The sequence below is a fragment of the Streptomyces sp. NPDC044571 genome (assembly GCF_040647115.1).
GTDB lineage: Bacteria > Actinomycetota > Actinomycetes > Streptomycetales > Streptomycetaceae > Streptomyces.
Window position 1 is genome coordinate 16527 of the sequence record NZ_JBEZBN010000062.1, and the last position, 17052, is coordinate 33578.

Annotated in this window: 16 protein-coding genes; 4 read left to right on the forward strand and 12 right to left on the reverse strand. The window is 73.2% G+C overall.

The features are described 5' to 3' along the window. Nucleotides 1-61: 61 nt before the first annotated feature. Complete coding sequence (locus AB0B01_RS26305; RefSeq protein WP_361723871.1) at nucleotides 62-637, reverse strand: histidine phosphatase family protein; 576 nt, start codon at nucleotides 635-637, stop codon at nucleotides 62-64. 31 nt (nucleotides 638-668) lie between these two features. Further along, complete coding sequence (locus tag AB0B01_RS26310; protein ID WP_361723874.1) at nucleotides 669-2192, reverse strand: PLP-dependent aminotransferase family protein; 1524 nt, start codon at nucleotides 2190-2192, stop codon at nucleotides 669-671. On the opposite strand from AB0B01_RS26310, the gene AB0B01_RS26315 reads away from it, so the two are divergent. Further along, complete coding sequence (locus AB0B01_RS26315) at nucleotides 2191-3177, forward strand: DMT family transporter (protein ID WP_361723877.1); 987 nt, start codon at nucleotides 2191-2193, stop codon at nucleotides 3175-3177. The genes AB0B01_RS26310 and AB0B01_RS26315 overlap by 2 nt on opposite strands. 61 nt (nucleotides 3178-3238) lie before the next feature. After that, on the forward strand, nucleotides 3239-3436 hold the full coding sequence (locus tag AB0B01_RS26320) for a DUF1918 domain-containing protein (protein WP_361723880.1): 198 nt from the start codon (nucleotides 3239-3241) through the stop codon (nucleotides 3434-3436). 76 nt (nucleotides 3437-3512) lie between these two features. Here the strand turns inward: AB0B01_RS26320 and AB0B01_RS26325 are convergent, their stop codons facing one another. Beyond that, on the reverse strand, nucleotides 3513-4802 hold the full coding sequence (locus AB0B01_RS26325; protein WP_361723883.1) for a family 10 glycosylhydrolase: 1290 nt from the start codon (nucleotides 4800-4802) through the stop codon (nucleotides 3513-3515). Between the two features lie 154 nt (nucleotides 4803-4956). On the opposite strand from AB0B01_RS26325, the gene AB0B01_RS26330 reads away from it, so the two are divergent. Then, on the forward strand, nucleotides 4957-5850 hold the full coding sequence (locus AB0B01_RS26330) for a 3-hydroxybutyryl-CoA dehydrogenase (protein ID WP_361723886.1): 894 nt from the start codon (nucleotides 4957-4959) through the stop codon (nucleotides 5848-5850). A 30-nt stretch (nucleotides 5851-5880) separates the two neighbouring features. Here the strand turns inward: AB0B01_RS26330 and AB0B01_RS26335 are convergent, their stop codons facing one another. The 9 genes from AB0B01_RS26335 to infC form a co-directional block, all read right to left on the reverse strand. Further along, entirely contained in the window at nucleotides 5881-6411 is a 531-nt protein-coding gene (locus AB0B01_RS26335; RefSeq protein ID WP_356848272.1) for an NUDIX hydrolase, read from the reverse strand. A gap of 53 nt (nucleotides 6412-6464) precedes the next feature. Further along, complete coding sequence (locus tag AB0B01_RS26340; RefSeq protein ID WP_361723889.1) at nucleotides 6465-7805, reverse strand: transcriptional regulator; 1341 nt, start codon at nucleotides 7803-7805, stop codon at nucleotides 6465-6467. Nucleotides 7806-8600: 795 nt separating this feature from the next. Then, entirely contained in the window at nucleotides 8601-11129 is a 2529-nt protein-coding gene (gene pheT, locus AB0B01_RS26345) for a phenylalanine--tRNA ligase subunit beta (RefSeq protein WP_361723892.1), read from the reverse strand. Next, nucleotides 11129-12256, reverse strand: a complete 1128-nt coding sequence (pheS, locus tag AB0B01_RS26350) for a phenylalanine--tRNA ligase subunit alpha (RefSeq protein ID WP_361723895.1) — start codon at nucleotides 12254-12256, stop codon at nucleotides 11129-11131. The genes pheT and pheS overlap by 1 nt, the downstream gene beginning before the upstream one ends. 142 nt (nucleotides 12257-12398) lie before the next feature. Next, nucleotides 12399-13589 carry an ATP-binding protein gene (locus tag AB0B01_RS26355; protein ID WP_361723898.1) on the reverse strand — a complete coding sequence of 397 codons (1191 nt, stop codon included), beginning with the start codon at nucleotides 13587-13589 and terminating at the stop codon, nucleotides 12399-12401. Between the two features lie 55 nt (nucleotides 13590-13644). Beyond that, nucleotides 13645-14508, reverse strand: a complete 864-nt coding sequence (locus tag AB0B01_RS26360; protein WP_361723901.1) for an RNA methyltransferase — start codon at nucleotides 14506-14508, stop codon at nucleotides 13645-13647. 197 nt (nucleotides 14509-14705) lie between these two features. Beyond that, nucleotides 14706-15098, reverse strand: a complete 393-nt coding sequence (rplT, locus tag AB0B01_RS26365) for a 50S ribosomal protein L20 (RefSeq protein WP_008741875.1) — start codon at nucleotides 15096-15098, stop codon at nucleotides 14706-14708. Between the two features lie 100 nt (nucleotides 15099-15198). After that, nucleotides 15199-15393 (reverse strand): 50S ribosomal protein L35, encoded by a 195-nt coding sequence (rpmI, locus tag AB0B01_RS26370; RefSeq protein ID WP_361723905.1) that lies wholly within the window; start codon nucleotides 15391-15393, stop codon nucleotides 15199-15201. A 113-nt stretch (nucleotides 15394-15506) separates the two neighbouring features. After that, nucleotides 15507-16214, reverse strand: a complete 708-nt coding sequence (gene infC / locus AB0B01_RS26375) for a translation initiation factor IF-3 (protein WP_356848434.1) — start codon at nucleotides 16212-16214, stop codon at nucleotides 15507-15509. Nucleotides 16215-16567: 353 nt separating this feature from the next. Between infC and AB0B01_RS26380 the strand changes: the two genes are divergently transcribed. Then, entirely contained in the window at nucleotides 16568-16945 is a 378-nt protein-coding gene (locus tag AB0B01_RS26380; protein WP_361723908.1) for a DUF1844 domain-containing protein, read from the forward strand. Nucleotides 16946-17052: the final 107 nt, after the last annotated feature.

Sequence of the window (17052 nt, forward strand, 5' to 3'; positions counted from 1 at the left end):
CCCGCAGGCTAGGCCGGGGACCGGCCCCGCCTCCACCGAATTGACGGGCCGACCGGCGCACCTACGCGGGGGTCGGCAGCGACAGGTGCCAGCGGCCCGACCAGCCGGTCAGGGTGACCGTGGACAGCGGTCGGACGTCCACGCTCCAGTACGTCAGCGGGGCCGCCCTCAGCGCGTACACCAGGGCGGCCCGCAGCACCGACGGCTCGGCCACCGCCACGATGGCCCCGCCGTCGTCCGCGGGCCGGCTGTCCAGCCAGCCGCCGATGCGGGAGATGAAGGCGAGCAGGGACTCCCCGCCGTGCGGGGCGGCCAGGGGGTCGCTGAGCCAGAGGTCCACGGCCCCGGGTTCGCGCTCCGCCACCTCGGCGAGCGTCAGCCCCCGCCAGCGGCCCATGTCGCACTCGCGCAGCGCGGGCTGCGCGAGCGGGGCGTAGCCGAGGGCCTGGCCCGTGGCCCGGCTGCGCGGGGTCGGCGAGCAGTAGCGCAGCTCGGCGGCGCCGAGGGGGACGAGCCCGTGGGCGGCGGACTCGACCGCGCGCCAGCCGGCCACGTCGAGCGGGCGGTCGTCGTCGAAGCGCTCGGCGAGCAGCGAGCAGCCACGGGCTGCGGCCACCAGCGAAACCCGAACATTCATGCGGCGATGGTGAGCCGCGGGCCGCATGCGGTCAAGCGTCTGGACCGAGGGCATGGCCAGGGGCAAGGCCGAAGGTACGGCCCGAGGCGTCCCCGCGGGCGCTGCCGCGCGCACCGGCGGCGTCGGCGAGTCCGTCGCGCAGCCGCTGGACCGCCTCGTGCAGCTCCGCCGTGCCCGAGACCCCGGCGAAGCTGAGCCGGGCGTAGGCACCCGGCGGCTCCGCGCAGAAGTACGGGCGGCCCGGCGCGACCGCGACGCCGGCGCGCAGGGCCGCCGCCGCGAAGGCCGCGTCGTCGCCCCCCGCGGCCACGCGTACCCACAACTGGTACCCGCCCGAGGGCAGATGGGGCAGTTCCAGCTCGGGCAGCTCCCGCCGCAGTGCGCCCGCGAGCACGTCCCGCCGGTGGCGCAGCGCGGAGGCGACGGCCCGCAGGTGGCGGGGCCAGGCGGGCGCCCCGACCAGCTCCAGGGCGGCTTCCTGCAGGGGCCGGGGGACGAAGAAGCTGTCGACGACCTGGATGGCGCGCAGCCGCTCCAGCACCGGCCCGCGCGCGGCGAGCGCGCCCACGCGCAGGCTGGCCGAGGTGACCTTGGTGAGGGAGCGGACGTGGACGACGACCCCGTCGGCCTCCTCGGCGGCGAGGGTGGCCGGCAGCGGCCCGGAGTCCTCGTGGGCCAGGGAGCGGGCGTAGTCGTCCTCGACGACGAAGGCGCCGGCGGCCCGTGCGATCCGCAGGATCTCGGAGCGCCGCGCCGGGGCCAGCACCGCTCCGGTCGGGTTCTGGAAGAGCGGCTGGCATACGAAGACCCGCGCGCCCGTGGCCTCGAACGCGGCGGCCAGCAGCTCCGGCCGGACCCCCTCGGCGTCCATGGGTACGGGCACCGGCCGGCATCCGGAGGCGCGGGCGATGGCCAGCAGGCCGGGGTAGGTCGGGGATTCGACGAGCACGGGCGCCCCCGGCGGGGCCAGCGCCCGCAGGGCAGTGGTCAGCGCGCTCTGCCCGCCCGCGGTGACCAGGACGTCGGCGGCGGTGAGGGTGCCCACCGGGCCGCCGATCTCGCGGGCGAACCAGGCGCGCAGCTCGGGCAGCCCCTCCAGGGGCGGCCGGCCCCACGCTCCGGGGCGCCGGCCGGCGCGGGCGAGCGCGGCGGCCATGGCCCGCTCGGGCTGGAGCGACGGATGAAGGTAGCCGCCGTTGAGCTCGATCACCCCGGGCGGCGGTGCGGCCAGGGAGTTCAGCACCCCGGAGGCGTCCACGGCGCGCGGTATCACCTCGCCCCCGCCTTCGGCGCTGAGGGCGACCTCCTGCCAGGAGGTGTCGCCGGGGGCGTGCTCGGCCGTGCGCGGCGCCGCCCGGAACACCCCGGCGCCGGGCCGGGTGACGACGAGCCCCTCGGCGGCGAGCCGCGCGAGGGCACGGGAGACGGTGACGGGGCTGACCCGGTAGCGCTCGACGAGGGCCCGGCTCGACGGGAGCTTTCCACCCACCGAGTAGCGGTCGAGCTCCGACCGCAGCCTCTCTGCCAGTTCCGCCACGCTGCTACTCTCGTACATGACAGCACAGAATAGCGCTACTCGCTCCACCTCGATAGCGGTCGAGGTCCGCCCCGCCCGGACCACCGCGGCCCCGACCCGTGGCGCCCGGCTCCGCGGCGCCCGGCTGGGAACCGCCCGGCTCCGCGGTGCCCGACTCGGAAGCGGTACCGCGCTCGCCTCCCTCGGCGTGATCGCCTTCTCCCTGACCTTCCCCTCCACCGCCTGGGGTCTGGAGAGCTTCGGCCCTTGGTCCTTCGTCGCCGTGCGCAGCGTGCTCGCGGCCGTGATCGCGGGCGGGTTCCTGCTCGCCGGGCGGGTCCCGCTGCCCGGCCGCGAGCACTGGGCGGGCCTGGCCGTCGTCGCCGGCGGGGTCGTGGTGGGCTTCCCGCTGCTCACCACCCTCGCGCTCACCACCGCCACGACCTCGCACGCCGCCGTCGTGGTCGGCCTGCTTCCGCTCACGACCGCCACGCTCTCCGCGCTGCGTACCGGTGCCCGCCCCTCGCGCCGCTTCTGGGCCGCCGCCCTCGCCGGGGCCGCCGTCGTCCTCGGCTTCACCCTGGCGCAGAGCGGCGGCGCCCTGTCAGCGGGCGACGGCTACCTCTTCGCGGCCCTGCTCGTCTGCGCGGCCGGCTACACCGAGGGCGGACGCCTGGCCCGCATCCTGCCCGGCTGGCAGGTGATCGGCTGGGCCCTGGTGCTGTGCCTTCCGCTCAGCCTGGCCGGCTCCGCGCTGGGACTGGCGTACGAGCCGGTGCACCTCACCGGCCACGGGCTGGCGGGCCTGCTCTGGGCGGCAGCCGGCTCCACCTTCCTCGGCCTCTACGTCTGGTACCGGGGCATGGCGGAGATCGGCGCCCCCAGGGCCAGCCAGCTGCAGCTCGCGCAGCCCCTGCTGACCCTGGTCTGGTCGGTGGCCCTGCTGGGGGAACACCTCTCGCCGGCAGCCCCCGCCGCCGCCTGCGCCGTGCTCGTCTGCATCGCCGTCACCCAGCGGGCTTAATCAGCCCGAATCGCCGTAAACTGCTGTCACCGGAACCAGACCGCCTCCGAGGAGGTCAGCAATGCGCGCGACCGAGGGAGACCAGCTCGTGCAGCACGGCAGGGTCGTCGGGCAGCACGACAAGGTCGGCGAGATCACTCAGGTACTCGGCGAAAACGGCACCCCTCCCTACCGGGTCCGTTTCTCGGACGGCCACGAGGCCGTCATGTCCCCGGGCCCCGACTGCGTCGTCAAGCACCCGTCCGAGCCCGCACACTGACTGCACACACCGACTGCAGCCCCCGCCCACACGACACACTCCGGGCCACGCCACAGGACACACGACCGGGGGCCGCTCAGCGCGGCGGCACCGGCGTCGGGTAATGGTCGGCAACGACCTTGGCCATCGCTCCATTGGGGTCCGCGACCACCTGCTTCGCCGAGAAGTAGACGTGACCGCGGACCTCGGCGTACCCGCGTGCGAACCGCACGTGCCGTGACAGCTCCGCCGGATCGCGCCAGGCTTCCGTGGAGCTCTCGGCGTCGCACCGGTAGAGCGCCTCCCCCACGTACAGCGCCACGCCCGTGCCCGCGACGGTCTGCGCCCACCAGGGGACGATCTTCGCGTAATCGGCGGTCGGGTGGCCGATGTGCCAGTACGCCTGCGGCACGATGTAGTCGATCCAGCCCTCCTTGACCCACTTGCGGGTGTCCGCGTACAGGTCGTCGTACGTCGCCACCCCCGCCTGCGTGGCCGAGCCGAGGGGGTCGCGGTCGCGGTTGCGCCAGACGGCGAAGGGGCTGATGCCGAACCGCACCCCGGGGCGCAGCGCCCGCAGCCGGGCGGACATCTCCCGCACCAGGGTGTCGGTGTTGTTGCGGCGCCAGTCCTCCCGGGAGTCGAAGTCGCCTCCGTGCTGCGCGTAGGCGTCGTCGTCATCGAAGTCCTCGCCCTCCACGGGATACGGGTAGAAGTAGTCGTCCCAGTGCACCCCGTCCACCGCGTAGCGGGAGACGGCGTCGAGCATGGCCTCCTGCACGAAGGCGCGCACCTCGGGCAGCCCGGGGTTGTAGTAGAGCTTCCCGCCGTACGCCACCGTCCAGTCGGGGTTGCGGCGGGCCGGATGGCAGGCGCTCAGCCGGTCGGGATCGGTGTGGTTCGCCACCCGGTACGGGTTGAACCAGGCGTGCAGCTCCAGCCCGCGGGCACGGGCCTCCCGGACCGCCGTGCCCAGCGGGTCCCAGCCGGGATCCACGCCCTGCTCCCCGGTCAGCCACTGCGACCAGGGCTCACGGGCGGCCGGCCACATCGCGTCCGCGGCGGGCCGCACCTGGAGGACCACCGCGTTGAGCCGGCGCTCGACGGCGGTGTCGAGGAGGTCGAGCAGCTCGCTCTGCTGCGCCCCCGCGCTCAGCCCGGGCTCGGAGGGCCAGTCGACGTTCTCCACCGAGGCGATCCACATGCCCCGGAACTCGGCTGCGGCCGCCCCGGCGGCACCGGCCTTCGCGGCCCCGCCCTTCTCAGCCGGAGCCGGCCCCCGTCCGGCCCCGTCCGCCCGCTGCGCGGCCCCCGCCGGGCCCGCGGCCGTGATGGCCAGCGCGCCGGCGGCCCCGGCCAGCAGCATCCGCCGCCCGATGTGCGTCATGTGACGACTCCGTTCCGTTCCGTGACATTGCTTGGCGTGGAGTCAGCATGCCCGCCCCGGCACGCCACCGCGGCCAAGGTCGGGGGTAACGTCGGGGGGCGTGGCGGGCGCCGGAACGCAGTTACCACTGCAACCACGGGGGACCCGCCGACGGATGAGCAGCGAAAGGCACGAAGTGACTGACCTCCCTTCCGACATCACACGAGTCGGCGTAGTGGGCTGTGGCCAGATGGGTGCGGGCATCGCCGAGGTGTGCGCCCGCAGCGGCCTTGAGGTGAAGGTCGCCGAGACCACAGGCGAGGCCCTGGAGATCGGACGCACCAGGCTGCACAACTCCCTGACGAAGGCCGCCGAACGCGGCAAGATCACGGAGGAGGAGCGGGACGCCACCCTGGCCCGCCTCACGTTCACCACCGATCTGGGCGAGTTCGCCGACCGCGACCTGGTCATCGAGGCGGTCGTCGAGAACGAGCAGGTCAAGACGGAGATCTTCCAGGTCCTCGACCAGGTGGTCACCCGCCCGGACGCGATCCTCGCCTCGAACACCTCCTCGATCCCGCTGGTCAAGCTGGCCGTCGCGACTTCGCGCCCGGACCAGGTCATCGGCATCCACTTCTTCAACCCGGCCCCGGTGCAGAAGCTCGTCGAGCTGATTCCCGCGCTGACCACGGGCGAGGAGACGGTCAAGCGGGCCGAGGCCCTGGTGCGCGACGTGCTGGACAAGCACGCCGTCCGCGCCCAGGACCGGTCCGGCTTCGTCGTCAACGCGCTCCTCGTCCCGTACCTGCTGTCCGCGATCCGGATGTTCGAGTCCGGCATCGCGAGCCGCGAGGACATCGACAACGGCATGGAGCTGGGCTGCGCCCACCCGATGGGCCCGCTCAAGCTGTCCGACCTGATCGGCCTGGACACCATCGTCTCGATCGCCGATTCGATGTACGCCGAGTACAAGGAGCCGCTGTACGCCGCTCCCCCGCTGCTCCAGCGGATGGTCGACGCGGGCCGTCTCGGCCGCAAGACCGGCTCGGGTTTCTACCCGTACGGCTGAATCCCCCACGGCTGACGTGCCCGGCCGCGGTCAGCCGAGCCGCAGGTGGTGCAGGAGGAGGAGCCCGGCCGCCATGTTGGCGGCCGGAACCTCCCCGCGCGCGATCATGTCCGGCACGAGTTTGAGCGGCACCCACTCGCGCCGCGAGGACTCGAAGTCGTCCTCCGGATGACCGGTGTACGTCGCGCCGTCCGCCCAGTAGAGGTGGTGGCGGGCATCGGTCAGCCCGTTGGCGGGCTCCACAGTCATCAGATGGTGCAGCGGGCCGGGCCGCCAGCCCGACTCCTCCTCCATCTCCCGGGCCGCGGCGCTCTCGATGTCCTCCCCGTCCTCGACCACGCCCGCGGGCAGTTCCCAGCCCCAGCTGTCCGTGATGAAGCGGTGGCGCCACAGCAGCAGCACCTCGTTGGCCTCGTTCACGGCGGTGGCGACGGCGACCGGTCGCAGCCGGATCACGAAGTGGTCCAGATGCCGGCCGTCGGGGAGTTCCACATCCGCGAGGTTCACGTCGAACCACCGGTTCTTGTACACGGTCTGCTCACTCAGGTTCGTCCACTGCACGGTTCTGCCACCTTCCGCATCTGTTGGTGGCAACATGGCAGCAGCTCCACCGGTCACAGCGGAACGCGCAGCGCCCCGTCGATGAGCTGTGCGGTCTCCTGGGCACCCGAACACCCGCTGGTCAGCAGCTGTTCGCGGACCGCCCGCAGCCGGTCGCGCAGCCGCAGCGACTCCATCCCCGTGGCCCGCTCGGCCATTTCGGCGGCCGCCGCCACCGCCCGGTCCGCCTCGCCCTGGCGCAACTGGATCTCGCACAGCATCGCCAGCCGGTGGACCCGGCCCCGGTCGTGCGCGGGCGTGCCGACGGCCGCGGTCGCCTGCTCGTGGGCGGCGTCGAGGTCGCCGAGGCTGAGCAGCGCCTCGGCCACCTGTACGTTGACCAGCCCGGGCTGCACGTACCCCGTCTCGTCGGGCTCCGTCCCGGGCCGGATCCGCTCGGCCGCCGCCTCGGCGTGCCGGATGCAGGCCAAGGCCGCGGTGTGGTCGCCGAGTTGGGCATAGGCCTTGGCCTGCATGGCGTACAGGTCGGCGGCCAGGGCCGGGGTGGTGTGCCGGCCCGCGGCGCGCAGCGCGGCCTCCGCGAAGGCGACCGCCTGCCGGTACTCCCGCAGGTGCAGGCACTGGTTGACGATCAGCGCGATCACGTACGCGCCGAGCCCGCGGTCGCCGCTCGCCTTCGCCAGCCTCAGGGCCTGGTGGAAGTAGCGCTGGGCGAGCCCGTGGGCGTCGGAGTCGTACGCGCAGATCCCGGCCACCGCCACGAGGGAACCGGTGGCCCGGTGCAGCTTGCGGCCGAGGCTGTCGGAGTAACTCCCGCGCAGCATCGGCGCGGTCTCGCTGCCGAGGAAGCGGACGATCCGGGCCCGGGTGGCCACGCCGCCGGCCCGGCGGTACATGACCTCGTAGTGGGCGCGGGCGGCCCGCAGGATCTCGATGTGCTCGGGCCCGATCCGGTTCGGCCCGTCGCGCGAGACATCGGCGTCCTCGGGCGGATTCTCCCACTCCCATACGGGTATCACCGCGGGCGTGCCGGTGACGGCCTCGGTGCTGAGCAGCTGGTAGCGGCCCTGGTCGTCGGACCGCCACAGGGCGGCGGCGCGGTCGACGAAACCGCTGAGCGGGGAGGCGTGCGGGCCCGCGGGCTGCCCGGGCACGCCGAATCCGACGTCGTCGAGCGACACCGGGCGCCCGAGCCGGCCGCCGAGCACCTCGCAGATCAGGTCGGGCACCTGGCCGCGGGGCCGCTGCCCCTTCAACCACCGGGTGACCGCGGTGTGTTCGTAGCGCAGGGCGAGTCCGCGGGACCGGCCCGCCTGGTTCACGTGTGCGGCGAGTCCGGCGTGGGACATGCCCGCCTCGGCGAGGAGGGCGTCGAGCAGGGCATTGGGCTGCATGGGCCCCTCCAAGGGCTCGTCGCAATCCAGGCTAGTGGGTGCGCGGTTCACACGGGGTGCGAACCGAGTACGCGCATAAATGCGATGCGCACCCTGCCGCGAGGGTGGCTCGGGGCGCTTCACTTAAGGGCCTCGCCAAGAGGCCGCTCGGGTCGTCGGCTCCCCCTCGTACAGTGCGACGACCCGGCAAGGCGCCGCCCGTTCTGCTGTCTGCCCGACACTCCATGGCAGGCGGGCGGCGCGCCGCGGTTCCGTCGGCGCCCGGTTGGTCGCCGGCCTCCGCCGGAACCGGGCCGATCGCGCACCGGGTCCTCCCACCGGGACCCGGTGCGCCGCCCGCCCACCCGAAGCCCCGCCGGGCCACCGAAGCGGCCCCGCCGGGGCCGACCGCCCGAGCCCGTCCCCGGGGCGAAGCCACCCCGCCGTCCCGGCGCACGCCCCGTGCCCTGCCTGCACGGGCGGCGGGCCGGGACACCCCCGCCCCCGCTTCCCGGCGCGCCCGGGGCGGCCGGGGCGCGGAGCTGTCCCCTACCCGCCCTTCCACCGTTCCCCGGGCGCTGCACGGACCCGCGCTTCAAACGCCGGCGGGGTGGGATCGTGACCGCCGGCGCATGACGGGCGCAGACCCGGCGCAGCCGCGCCGCGCCCGCAGACACGGGGCCCAAATACAGCCCCGCCGGCGTTTGAGGCGCGGGGTCCGGGGCGGAGCACCGGGGCGCCCGGGCCGTGCACGGGGACGGGTGAGGGGCGCACCCCGGGGTTCGGGGGCGCCCCTCGGCGAGTCGGCGGCAGCGGCTACGCGCCCCGCAGCACCGCCCCCGTACGCTCAGCGGCCAGCGCCACGGCCGCGTCGCGGGCCGCCGTGGACTCCTCGGCCGTCAGCGTGCGGTCGGACGCGCGGAAGCGCAGCGCGTACGCCAGGGACTTCTTGCCCTCGCCGACCTGCTCGCCGGTGAACACGTCGAACAGCCGCAGCGATTCGAGGAGTTCGCCCGCGCCCTTGCGGAGGGCGGCCTCCACCGAGGCGGCCGGCACCGACGCGTCGACGATCAGCGCGACGTCCTGGGTCGCCACCGGGAAGGTGGAGATCCGGGGCGCCTCCACGGGCCGGCCGCCGGCCGCCGCGAGGCGGTCGAGGTCGAGCTCCATGGCGCTGGTGCGGGCCGGCAGGCCCATCGCCTTGACCACCCGCGGGTGCAGCTCACCGGCGTGGCCGATGACCTGCTCCACCCCGTCGAGGACGACGACCAGCTCGGCGCAGCGGCCCGGGTGCCAGGGACCGTACTGGCCCTGGCGGACCACCAGTTCGGCACCGGCCTCGACGGCCAGCGCCCGCGCGGCCTGGACGGCGTCCGCCCAGTCGGCCGGGCGGCCCTTGCCCCACCAGCCGGCCTGCTCGCGCGCACCGGCCAGGGCGACCGCGGCGTACCGCGGCTGCGCCGGCAGGGCGGCGTTCAGCGTGGCGATCTCCTCGTCCGTGGGACGCCGGTCGACCGGCAGCCGTACGGCGACGCCCGGCTGCTCGCCGGCCCGGAAGACCGAACCGGTCTCGAAGAGGGCCAGGTCGTGGCTGCCGCGGCTCTCGTTGCGGCGCAGCGCGCCCAGCAGGCCCGGCAGCAACGTGGTGCGCAGCGCCGGCTCCTCGTCGGAGATCGGGTTGGCCAGCTTGACGACCTGGCGCGCCGCGTCGTGCGCGGGCAGCTGGAGCTGGTCGAAGACGGCCTCACCGATGAACGGGTAGCTGAGCGCCTCGACGTAGCCCGCGCCGGCCAGCGCCCGGCCGACCCGGCGGTGCAGCTGCTGCCGGGCGGTCAGACCGCGGCCCGAGGGGACCTGCGGGAGGGTCGACGGCAGGTTGCCGTAGCCCTCCAGCCGGATGACCTCCTCGGCCAGGTCGTTCGGCTCGGCGAGGTCGGGCCGCCACGACGGGACGGTGACGACGAGCTCGTCCTGCCCGTAGACGTCGCAGCCGACCTCCTGGAGGCGGCGGACGACGGTCTCGCGGCCGTAGTCCATGCCCGCGACCCGGTCCGGGTGGTCCGCGCTCATCGCGATGGTGCGCGGGGCGCCCGGCGCGGTGAGCTCGGTGACGCCGGCCTCGGCGGTGCCGCCGGCGAGCAGCACCAGCAGGTCGACGGTCCGCTGCGCGGCCGCGGCGGCGGCCTGCGGGTCGACGCCGCGCTCGAAGCGCTTGGACGCCTCGGAGGACAGCTTGAGGCGGCGGGCGGTGCGCGAGATCGACACGGAGTCGAAGTGCGCGGCCTCGATGACCACGTCCGTGGTGCCCGTGACCTGGCCGGTCTCGGGGTCGGTCACGGAGTCGGCGATCTCGGTGTTGGCGCCGCCCATGACACCGGCGAGACCGATCGGCCCGCTGTTGTCGGTGATCACCAGGTCCTCGGCGTCGAGGGTGCGCTTGACCCCGTCGAGGGTGGTGAACTTCTCGCCCTGCTCGGCCCGGCGGACGCCGATGGCGCCGTCGAGGCGCGAGCGGTCGTACGCGTGCAGCGGCTGGCCGAGCTCCAGCATCACGTAGTTGGTGATGTCCACGGCGAGCGAGATCGGGCGCATGCCGGCCTTCTGCAGGCGGCGGGTGAGCCAGATCGGGGAGCGCGCCTCGGGGTCGAGACCGGTGACGGTGCGGGCGGTGAAGCGGTCGCAGCCCGCCGGGTCGTCGATCTTGACGAGGTAGCCGTACGAGTTCGGGGCGGGCACGTCCAGCAGTGCCGGGTCGCGCAGCGGCAGGCCGTACGCGGTCGCCACCTCGCGGGCCACGCCGCGCATGGACATGCAGTAGCCGCGGTCCGGGGTGATGTCGATGTCGAGGACCTCGTCGACGAGCTGGAGCAGCTCGATCGCGTCGGTGCCGACCTCGTGCTCCGGCGGGAGCACGATGATGCCGTGCGTGCCGTCGTCGCCCATGCCGAGCTCCTCGCCGGAGCAGATCATGCCGTGCGAGGTCTTGCCGTACGTCTTGCGCGAGGCGATCGCGAAGTCGCCGGGCAGCACCGCGCCGGGCAGGACCACGACGACCTTGTCGCCCACGGAGAAGTTCCGGGCGCCGCAGACGATCTCCTGCGGCTCGCCGGTGCCGTTGGCCCGGCCGACGTCGACCGTGCAGAAGCGGATCGGCTTGCGGAAGCCCTCCAGCTCCTCGATGGTCAGCACCTGACCGACGACGAGCGGGCCCTTGAGCCCGGCGCCGAGCTGCTCGACGGTCTCGACCTCAAGGCCCGCGTCGACGAGCTTGGCCGCGACGTCGCGACCGGATTCACCCGCGGGGAGGTCGACGTACTCCCGCAGCCAGGAAAGCGGGACGCGCATCAGATCTCACTCCCGAACGGCCGGGTGAAACGAACGTCTCCCTCGACCATGTCTCGCATGTCTTCAACGTTGTGACGGAACATCAGCATCCGCTCGATGCCGAACCCGAAGGCGAACCCGCTGTACTTCTCGGGGTCGACGCCGCAGGCGACGAGCACCTTGGGGTTGACCATGCCGCAGCCGCCCAGCTCGATCCAGCCCTCGCTGGAGCAGGTACGGCAGGGGCGGTCGGGGTTGCCCACCGACGCGCCGCGGCACACGTAGCACTGCATGTCCATCTCGGCGGACGGCTCGGTGAAGGGGAAGAAGTGCGGGCGCAGGCGGGTGGTGGTCTCCTCGCCGAACAGCTCCTTGACCATGTGGTCGATGGTGCCGCGCAGGTCCGCCATGGTCAGGCCCTCGTCCACGGCGAGCAGCTCGACCTGGTGGAACACCGGGGTGTGCGTCGCGTCGAGCTCGTCGGTGCGGTACACGCGGCCCGGGCAGACGATGTAGACGGGCGGCTTGCGCTCCAGCAGCGAGCGCGCCTGCACCGGGGAGGTGTGGGTGCGCAGCACGACGCCGGACTCGTCGCCCTCGGTGCCGGCCGGCCCCTGGACGAAGAAGGTGTCCTGCATCTGGCGCGCCGGGTGGTCGGGCGTGAAGTTGAGGGCGTCGAAGTTGAACCACTCCGCCTCCACCTCGGGGCCCTCGGCGACCTCGTAGCCCATGCCCGTGAAGATGTCCGCGATGCGGTCCATCAGCGTGGTCAGCGGGTGCCGGGCGCCGGCCGGGACGCGGTCGTAGGGCAGCGTGACGTCCACCGCCTCCTCGACCAGCACCCGCTCGTCGCGCTCACGCTCAAGCTCGACGGTGCGGGCCCCGAAGGCCTTGTTCACCGCGCCACGGGCCTGGCCCACGCGCTTGCCGGCCTCGGCCTTGGCGTGCGGCGGCAGGGCGCCGATCTCGCGGTTGGCGAGCGCCAGGGGCGACCGGTCGCCCATGTGCGCGCTCTTCGCCTCGCGCAGCGCGTCGAGGTCGCCGGCGGACGCGAAGGCGGCGAGCGCCTCGTCCCGCATGCGCTCGATCTCTTCCGGTTTCAGTGCCTCGACCTCGACAGGGTCGTACGACTTGTTCGGTGCCGACATCTCTTCCCGTACTTCCGATGGCTGGCTGGTGGGTCCCCGTACGACTCGATCGGCACAAGGACACAAAGGTGCCAAAGGACGAGTCTAAAGGTCGCCGGGGGTGAAGGAGCCCGTGGGCCGCCTGGCGAGACGCTCCGCAGGGTTACTGCGTGAGGTACGCCGGCGCGCCGACGGGCAGGATAAATCGGAACTCGGCGCCGCCGCCGGGGCCGCGGCCGACCGTGATGGTGCCGCCGTGGGCCTCCACGATGCCCTTGACGATGTACAGGCCCAGGCCGGTGCCGCCGCGCTTGCTGCCCCGCCAGAAGCGGGTGAAGACGCGGCCCATCGACTCCTCGGGGATCCCGGGGCCCTCATCGGTCACGGTGACGGCGGTTCCCTTCTCGGTCTTGCCCGCTGCGTTCGTCAGGCTGGTCGGCGATACGTCGATGGTGACCGTTCCCTCGCCGTGCCGCACCGCATTTTCGAGGAGGTTGCCGAGGATCTGGTCGATCTTGTCCGGATCGGCCCACAGATCGGGGAGCGAGCGGCTCACTCGTACGAGGAACCGGTCGGGGGCCTGGCCGTTCGCGGTGAGCGCCTGGACGTGGCGGCCCACGGCGGTGGCGATGTCCACGGGCTGGCGGCGCACTTCGAGGCGCCCGGAGTCGATCCGGGAGATGTCGAGGAGTTCGGCGATCAGCCGGGTGACCCGGTTCGCGTCCGCGTCGACGGTCTCCAGCATCAGGCGCTTCTGGTCGTCGGTGAACCGCTCCCACTTGGCCAGCAGGGTCGCCGTGAACCCCTTGACCGAGGTGAGCGGCGAGCGCAGCTCGTGCGCGACGGTGGCGATCAGCTCCGCGTGGCTGCGCTCGGTGCGCCGCCGGGCCTCGGTGCCCCGCAGGGTGACCACGAGGCGGCGCAGCGGGCCGGTGGGGTGGGTGCGCACGTACCGGGCGGAGACCAGCACCTCGCGGCCGCCGGGCAGGAGCAGGTTCCGCTCGGGCTGTCCGCGACGGGTGGCCAGGCCCCCGTACGGGTCGGTCAGCGTCCACCAGCGGCGGCCGTCGAGGTCCTCCAGGGGCAGCGCCCGCTCGATCCGGGCGCCGAGCGCCTCGGCCGGGGCCAGGGCGGTGATCCGGCCGGCGGCGGAGTTGAAGCAGATCACCCGGCCGGTGTGGTCGGCGACGACGAGCCCGTCGGGCAGGTCGTCGGGGTCGATCCCGAGGCCGGTGAAGTCCGCGGGCCCGGCGCCCTGGCCGGCGCGGCCCGCGGTCTGCGGGGGCACGGCCGCCAGGGTGGGTGTCCCGGCCGCCTTCGCGGCCCCTGGCGAGCTGTTCGTCCCGACGGTCATGTCCCAGTACCCCACATCTCCGAGTAGCGCAGTGGGCCCCCGCGCCGCCACATTACTAGCTGGGGGTCACGGAGCGGCACCCTCCGGACGCCCGCTGTGCACGCGCGGACGCATACAGGCACACTGCGGCGGCCGTGGCGAGGTTCAGGCTCTCCGCCTTGCCGTGGATCGGGACCCGTACGACGGCGTCGGCGAGCGCCCGCGTCTCCTCGGGCAGGCCCCAGGCCTCGTTGCCGAACACCCAGGCCGAGGGGCCGCCCATGGTGCCCGCGTCCAGCTCGGCGTCAAGGTCGTCCGTGCCGGCCCCGTCCGCGGCGAGGATCCGTACGCCGGCGGCCCGCAGGCCCGCGACGGCCTGCTCCACGGGCACGCCCACGGCGACGGGCAGGTGGAAGAGGGAGCCCACCGAGGCGCGGACGGACTTGGGGTTGTACAGGTCCACGGAGGCGTCGGTCAGGACGACCGCGTCGGCACCCGCGGCATCCGCGCAGCGCAGCACGGTGCCGGCGTTCCCCGGGTCGCGGACGTGGGCGAGGACGGCGACGAGCTTGGGCCGCGCCTTCAGGATCTCCTCGAAGGGCGAGTCGAGGAAGTGGCAGACGCCGACCAGCCCCTGCGGGGTGACGGTCTGGGAGACCTCGGCGAGCACCTCGTCGGAGGCATAGTGCACGCGGGCTCCGGCGGCCAGCGCGGCATCGACGATCCCGGTGTGGCGCTCGGCGGCCTCGACCGTGGCGAACAGCTCGATCAGGGTCGCGCCCGCGGCTCCGCGGTGCTCGACGGCCTCGCGGACGGCCTGGGGGCCTTCGGCGATGAACCGGCGCTCCTTGGTGCGGAAGTTGCGCCGCGCGAGCCGCCTGGCGGCGGCCACCCTCGGGGACCGGGGTGAGATCAGCTCGGTGGGGGCGGGGGTACCCATGGCGGTCGGCTCGCTTCCGTACGTACTGCGGGTGGAGACAGGGGTGGGGACGGTGGAGACGGGTGGGGCGTCGGCGCGACCCTCGACGGGTCGGCGGCCCGGCCGTCGACCTGGTCGTCAACGCACCGGACCCGCAGGCACAGGGCCTGCGGGTCCGGGCTGAAGCCAGTGGAGGCTTGCTGCGCGAAGCGTGACGCTTAGGCGGCGGCGGGGGCCTTCGGGGCGTTCACGTCGGCCGGAAGCGCCTTCTGCGCGACCTCGACGAGCGCGGCGAACGCGTTGGCGTCGTTGACGGCCAGCTCCGCGAGGATCTTGCGGTCCACCTCGATGTTGGCGGCCTTCAGACCCTGGATGAGGCGGTTGTACGTCATGCCGTTCTGGCGGGCAGCAGCGTTGATGCGCTGGATCCACAGCTGACGGAAGTCGCCCTTGCGCTTCTTGCGGTCGTTGAAGTTGTAGACCAGCGAGTGGGTGACCTGCTCCTTGGCCTTGCGGTACAGGCGCGAACGCTGACCGCGGTAGCCGGAGGCCGCTTCGAGGATCGCCCGGCGCTTCTTGTGGGCGTTTACTGCCCGCTTGACGCGTGCCACTTTTTAACTCCTTGTAGCGGGGCCGCGGGTGTGTTCACGCGGCCCGAAATTCGATGGGGTCCCGGTCTTGGCGTCCCGCTCCCGGCAGGGAGCGGAGACGTCAGATGCCGAGAAGCTTCTTGATCTTCGCGGCGTCGCCCGGGGCCATCTCGGCGTTGCCGGTGAGGCGACGCGTCAGCTTGGACGACTTGTGCTCGAGCAGGTGGCGCTTACCGGCACGCTCGCGGAGCACCTTGCCGGAGCCGGTGATCTTGAAGCGCTTCTTGGTACCGCTGTGCGTCTTGTTCTTCGGCATAGCGCCGTTATCTCCTCGTCGGTGGCGCTCCCACCGGTCCGGTCGGACCGGCTTGCGGGAGCGTCATGTTGTGTCGGTGATCCGGGACAGGCTGGCCCGGATCAGGCCTCGGATCAGGCCTCGGCCGGTGCCTCGGGAGAGGCGGCCTCGGTGTCCTCGGCGGAGGCGACCTCGGTGCCCTCCTCGACGGCGGCTTCCTTCGCGGGAGCCTCGTCGGCGGCGACACCCTGGCGCTCGGCCTTGCGGGCGGCCTGCGCCTCGCGGGCTTCGGCCATCGCCTCGGTCTTCTTCTTGTGCGGACCGAGGACCATGATCATGTTCCGGCCGTCCTGCTTCGGGTTCGACTCGATGAACCCGAGGTCCTCGACGTCCGAAGCCAGACGCTGCAGCAGTCGGTAGCCGAGTTCCGGCCGGGACTGCTCGCGACCACGGAACATGATCGTGATCTTGACCTTGTCGCCCTGCTTGAGGAACCGAACGACGTGACCCTTCTTGGTGTCATAGTCGTGCGGGTCGATCTTCGGCCGGAGCTTCATTTCCTTGATGACCGTGTGCGCCTGGTTCTTGCGCGCCTCACGGGCCTTCATGGCCGACTCGTACTTGAACTTGCCGTAGTCCATGAGCTTGCAGACCGGCGGGCGTGCAGACGCCGCGACCTCGACCAGGTCCAGGTCGTACTCCTGCGCGAGCTCAAGCGCCTTCGCAAGCGGGACGATGCCCACCTGTTCGCCGCTGGGACCGACGAGTCGCACCTCAGGGACACGAATCCGATCGTTGATGCGGGGCTCGGTGCTGATGGATCCTCCTCGGTAGCACCACACGACTGCCTGGCAGACAGCCGCTGACGTCATTTGTCGTCAGACCAACCGCGGCGGAACACGAAAAATGCCCCGCCGGGCACAGGCGGGGGCTCCAATACAACCGGAGCACCGCCGCGTGCGAACCGCGGGGCGCAAACTCGGGCAGCTTTCCATCGTCCGTACGGAACGATGGATGCCACCTGACCGGTGACCCGCCGCCCCGGAGGACGGTCAGGTGGGAGAGCGGAGCCTCCACTTGTGGGCCGGTGACATACGTCTCCGGCCGGTCGTCAGCCCAATATAGCATTCCGCGCCGGGTCCGCTCATCCGGTGCCCGGTCGGCGACCGGCGCCGACCGGCTTATCGTGTGAGGCATGACTGACGCGACCCCCACCCCCGCCGCCGAGGCCGACCAGGCCCCCGACTACGACGCCATGACCCGCGACATCGCGGACGTGCCCGCCGTCGAGGTGATCACCACGGTGGCCGTGCACCTGCTGAGCGCCGCGGCGGTCAACCTGGGCCTGGACAAGCCGGACTCCGAGCACAAGGACCTCGACGAGGCCCGCAAGCTGATCACCGCCCTCGCGGGCCTGGTCACGGCGAGTGCCACCGAGATCAGCTCCTTCCACGCGGCCCCGCTGCGCGACGGCCTGAAGTCGCTGCAGCTGGCCTTCCGCGAGGCCTCCCTCGTCCCGGACGAGCCCGGGCAGGGGCCGGGCGAGAAGTTCACGGGGCCCGTCTTCGGCTGAGCCCGCTCCGCCCGCGGGCGGAGCGGGCCCGAGAACCGGGCCCGGAGCAGAGGGGGCGGGGGGTTTTGGCCGGCCCCTCTGGGTGTGACCGGGCCCGCGTGTGTGCG

Coding starts and splice junctions, on each gene's coding strand:
- AB0B01_RS26355 (WP_361723898.1), bottom strand. CDS start 13,589: ATGACCGTCGGGACGAACAGCTCGCCAGGGGCCGCGAAGGCGGCCGGG.
- AB0B01_RS26360 (WP_361723901.1), bottom strand. CDS start 14,508: ATGGGTACCCCCGCCCCCACCGAGCTGATCTCACCCCGGTCCCCGAGG.
- AB0B01_RS26380 (WP_361723908.1), top strand. CDS start 16,568: ATGACTGACGCGACCCCCACCCCCGCCGCCGAGGCCGACCAGGCCCCC.
- AB0B01_RS26320 (WP_361723880.1), top strand. CDS start 3,239: ATGCGCGCGACCGAGGGAGACCAGCTCGTGCAGCACGGCAGGGTCGTC.
- AB0B01_RS26340 (WP_361723889.1), bottom strand. CDS start 7,805: ATGCAGCCCAATGCCCTGCTCGACGCCCTCCTCGCCGAGGCGGGCATG.
- AB0B01_RS26325 (WP_361723883.1), bottom strand. CDS start 4,802: ATGACGCACATCGGGCGGCGGATGCTGCTGGCCGGGGCCGCCGGCGCG.
- AB0B01_RS26305 (WP_361723871.1), bottom strand. CDS start 637: ATGAATGTTCGGGTTTCGCTGGTGGCCGCAGCCCGTGGCTGCTCGCTG.
- rpmI (WP_361723905.1), bottom strand. CDS start 15,393: ATGCCGAAGAACAAGACGCACAGCGGTACCAAGAAGCGCTTCAAGATC.
- pheS (WP_361723895.1), bottom strand. CDS start 12,256: ATGTCGGCACCGAACAAGTCGTACGACCCTGTCGAGGTCGAGGCACTG.
- AB0B01_RS26310 (WP_361723874.1), bottom strand. CDS start 2,192: ATGTACGAGAGTAGCAGCGTGGCGGAACTGGCAGAGAGGCTGCGGTCG.
- pheT (WP_361723892.1), bottom strand. CDS start 11,129: ATGCGCGTCCCGCTTTCCTGGCTGCGGGAGTACGTCGACCTCCCCGCG.
- AB0B01_RS26315 (WP_361723877.1), top strand. CDS start 2,191: ATGACAGCACAGAATAGCGCTACTCGCTCCACCTCGATAGCGGTCGAG.
- AB0B01_RS26330 (WP_361723886.1), top strand. CDS start 4,957: ATGAGCAGCGAAAGGCACGAAGTGACTGACCTCCCTTCCGACATCACA.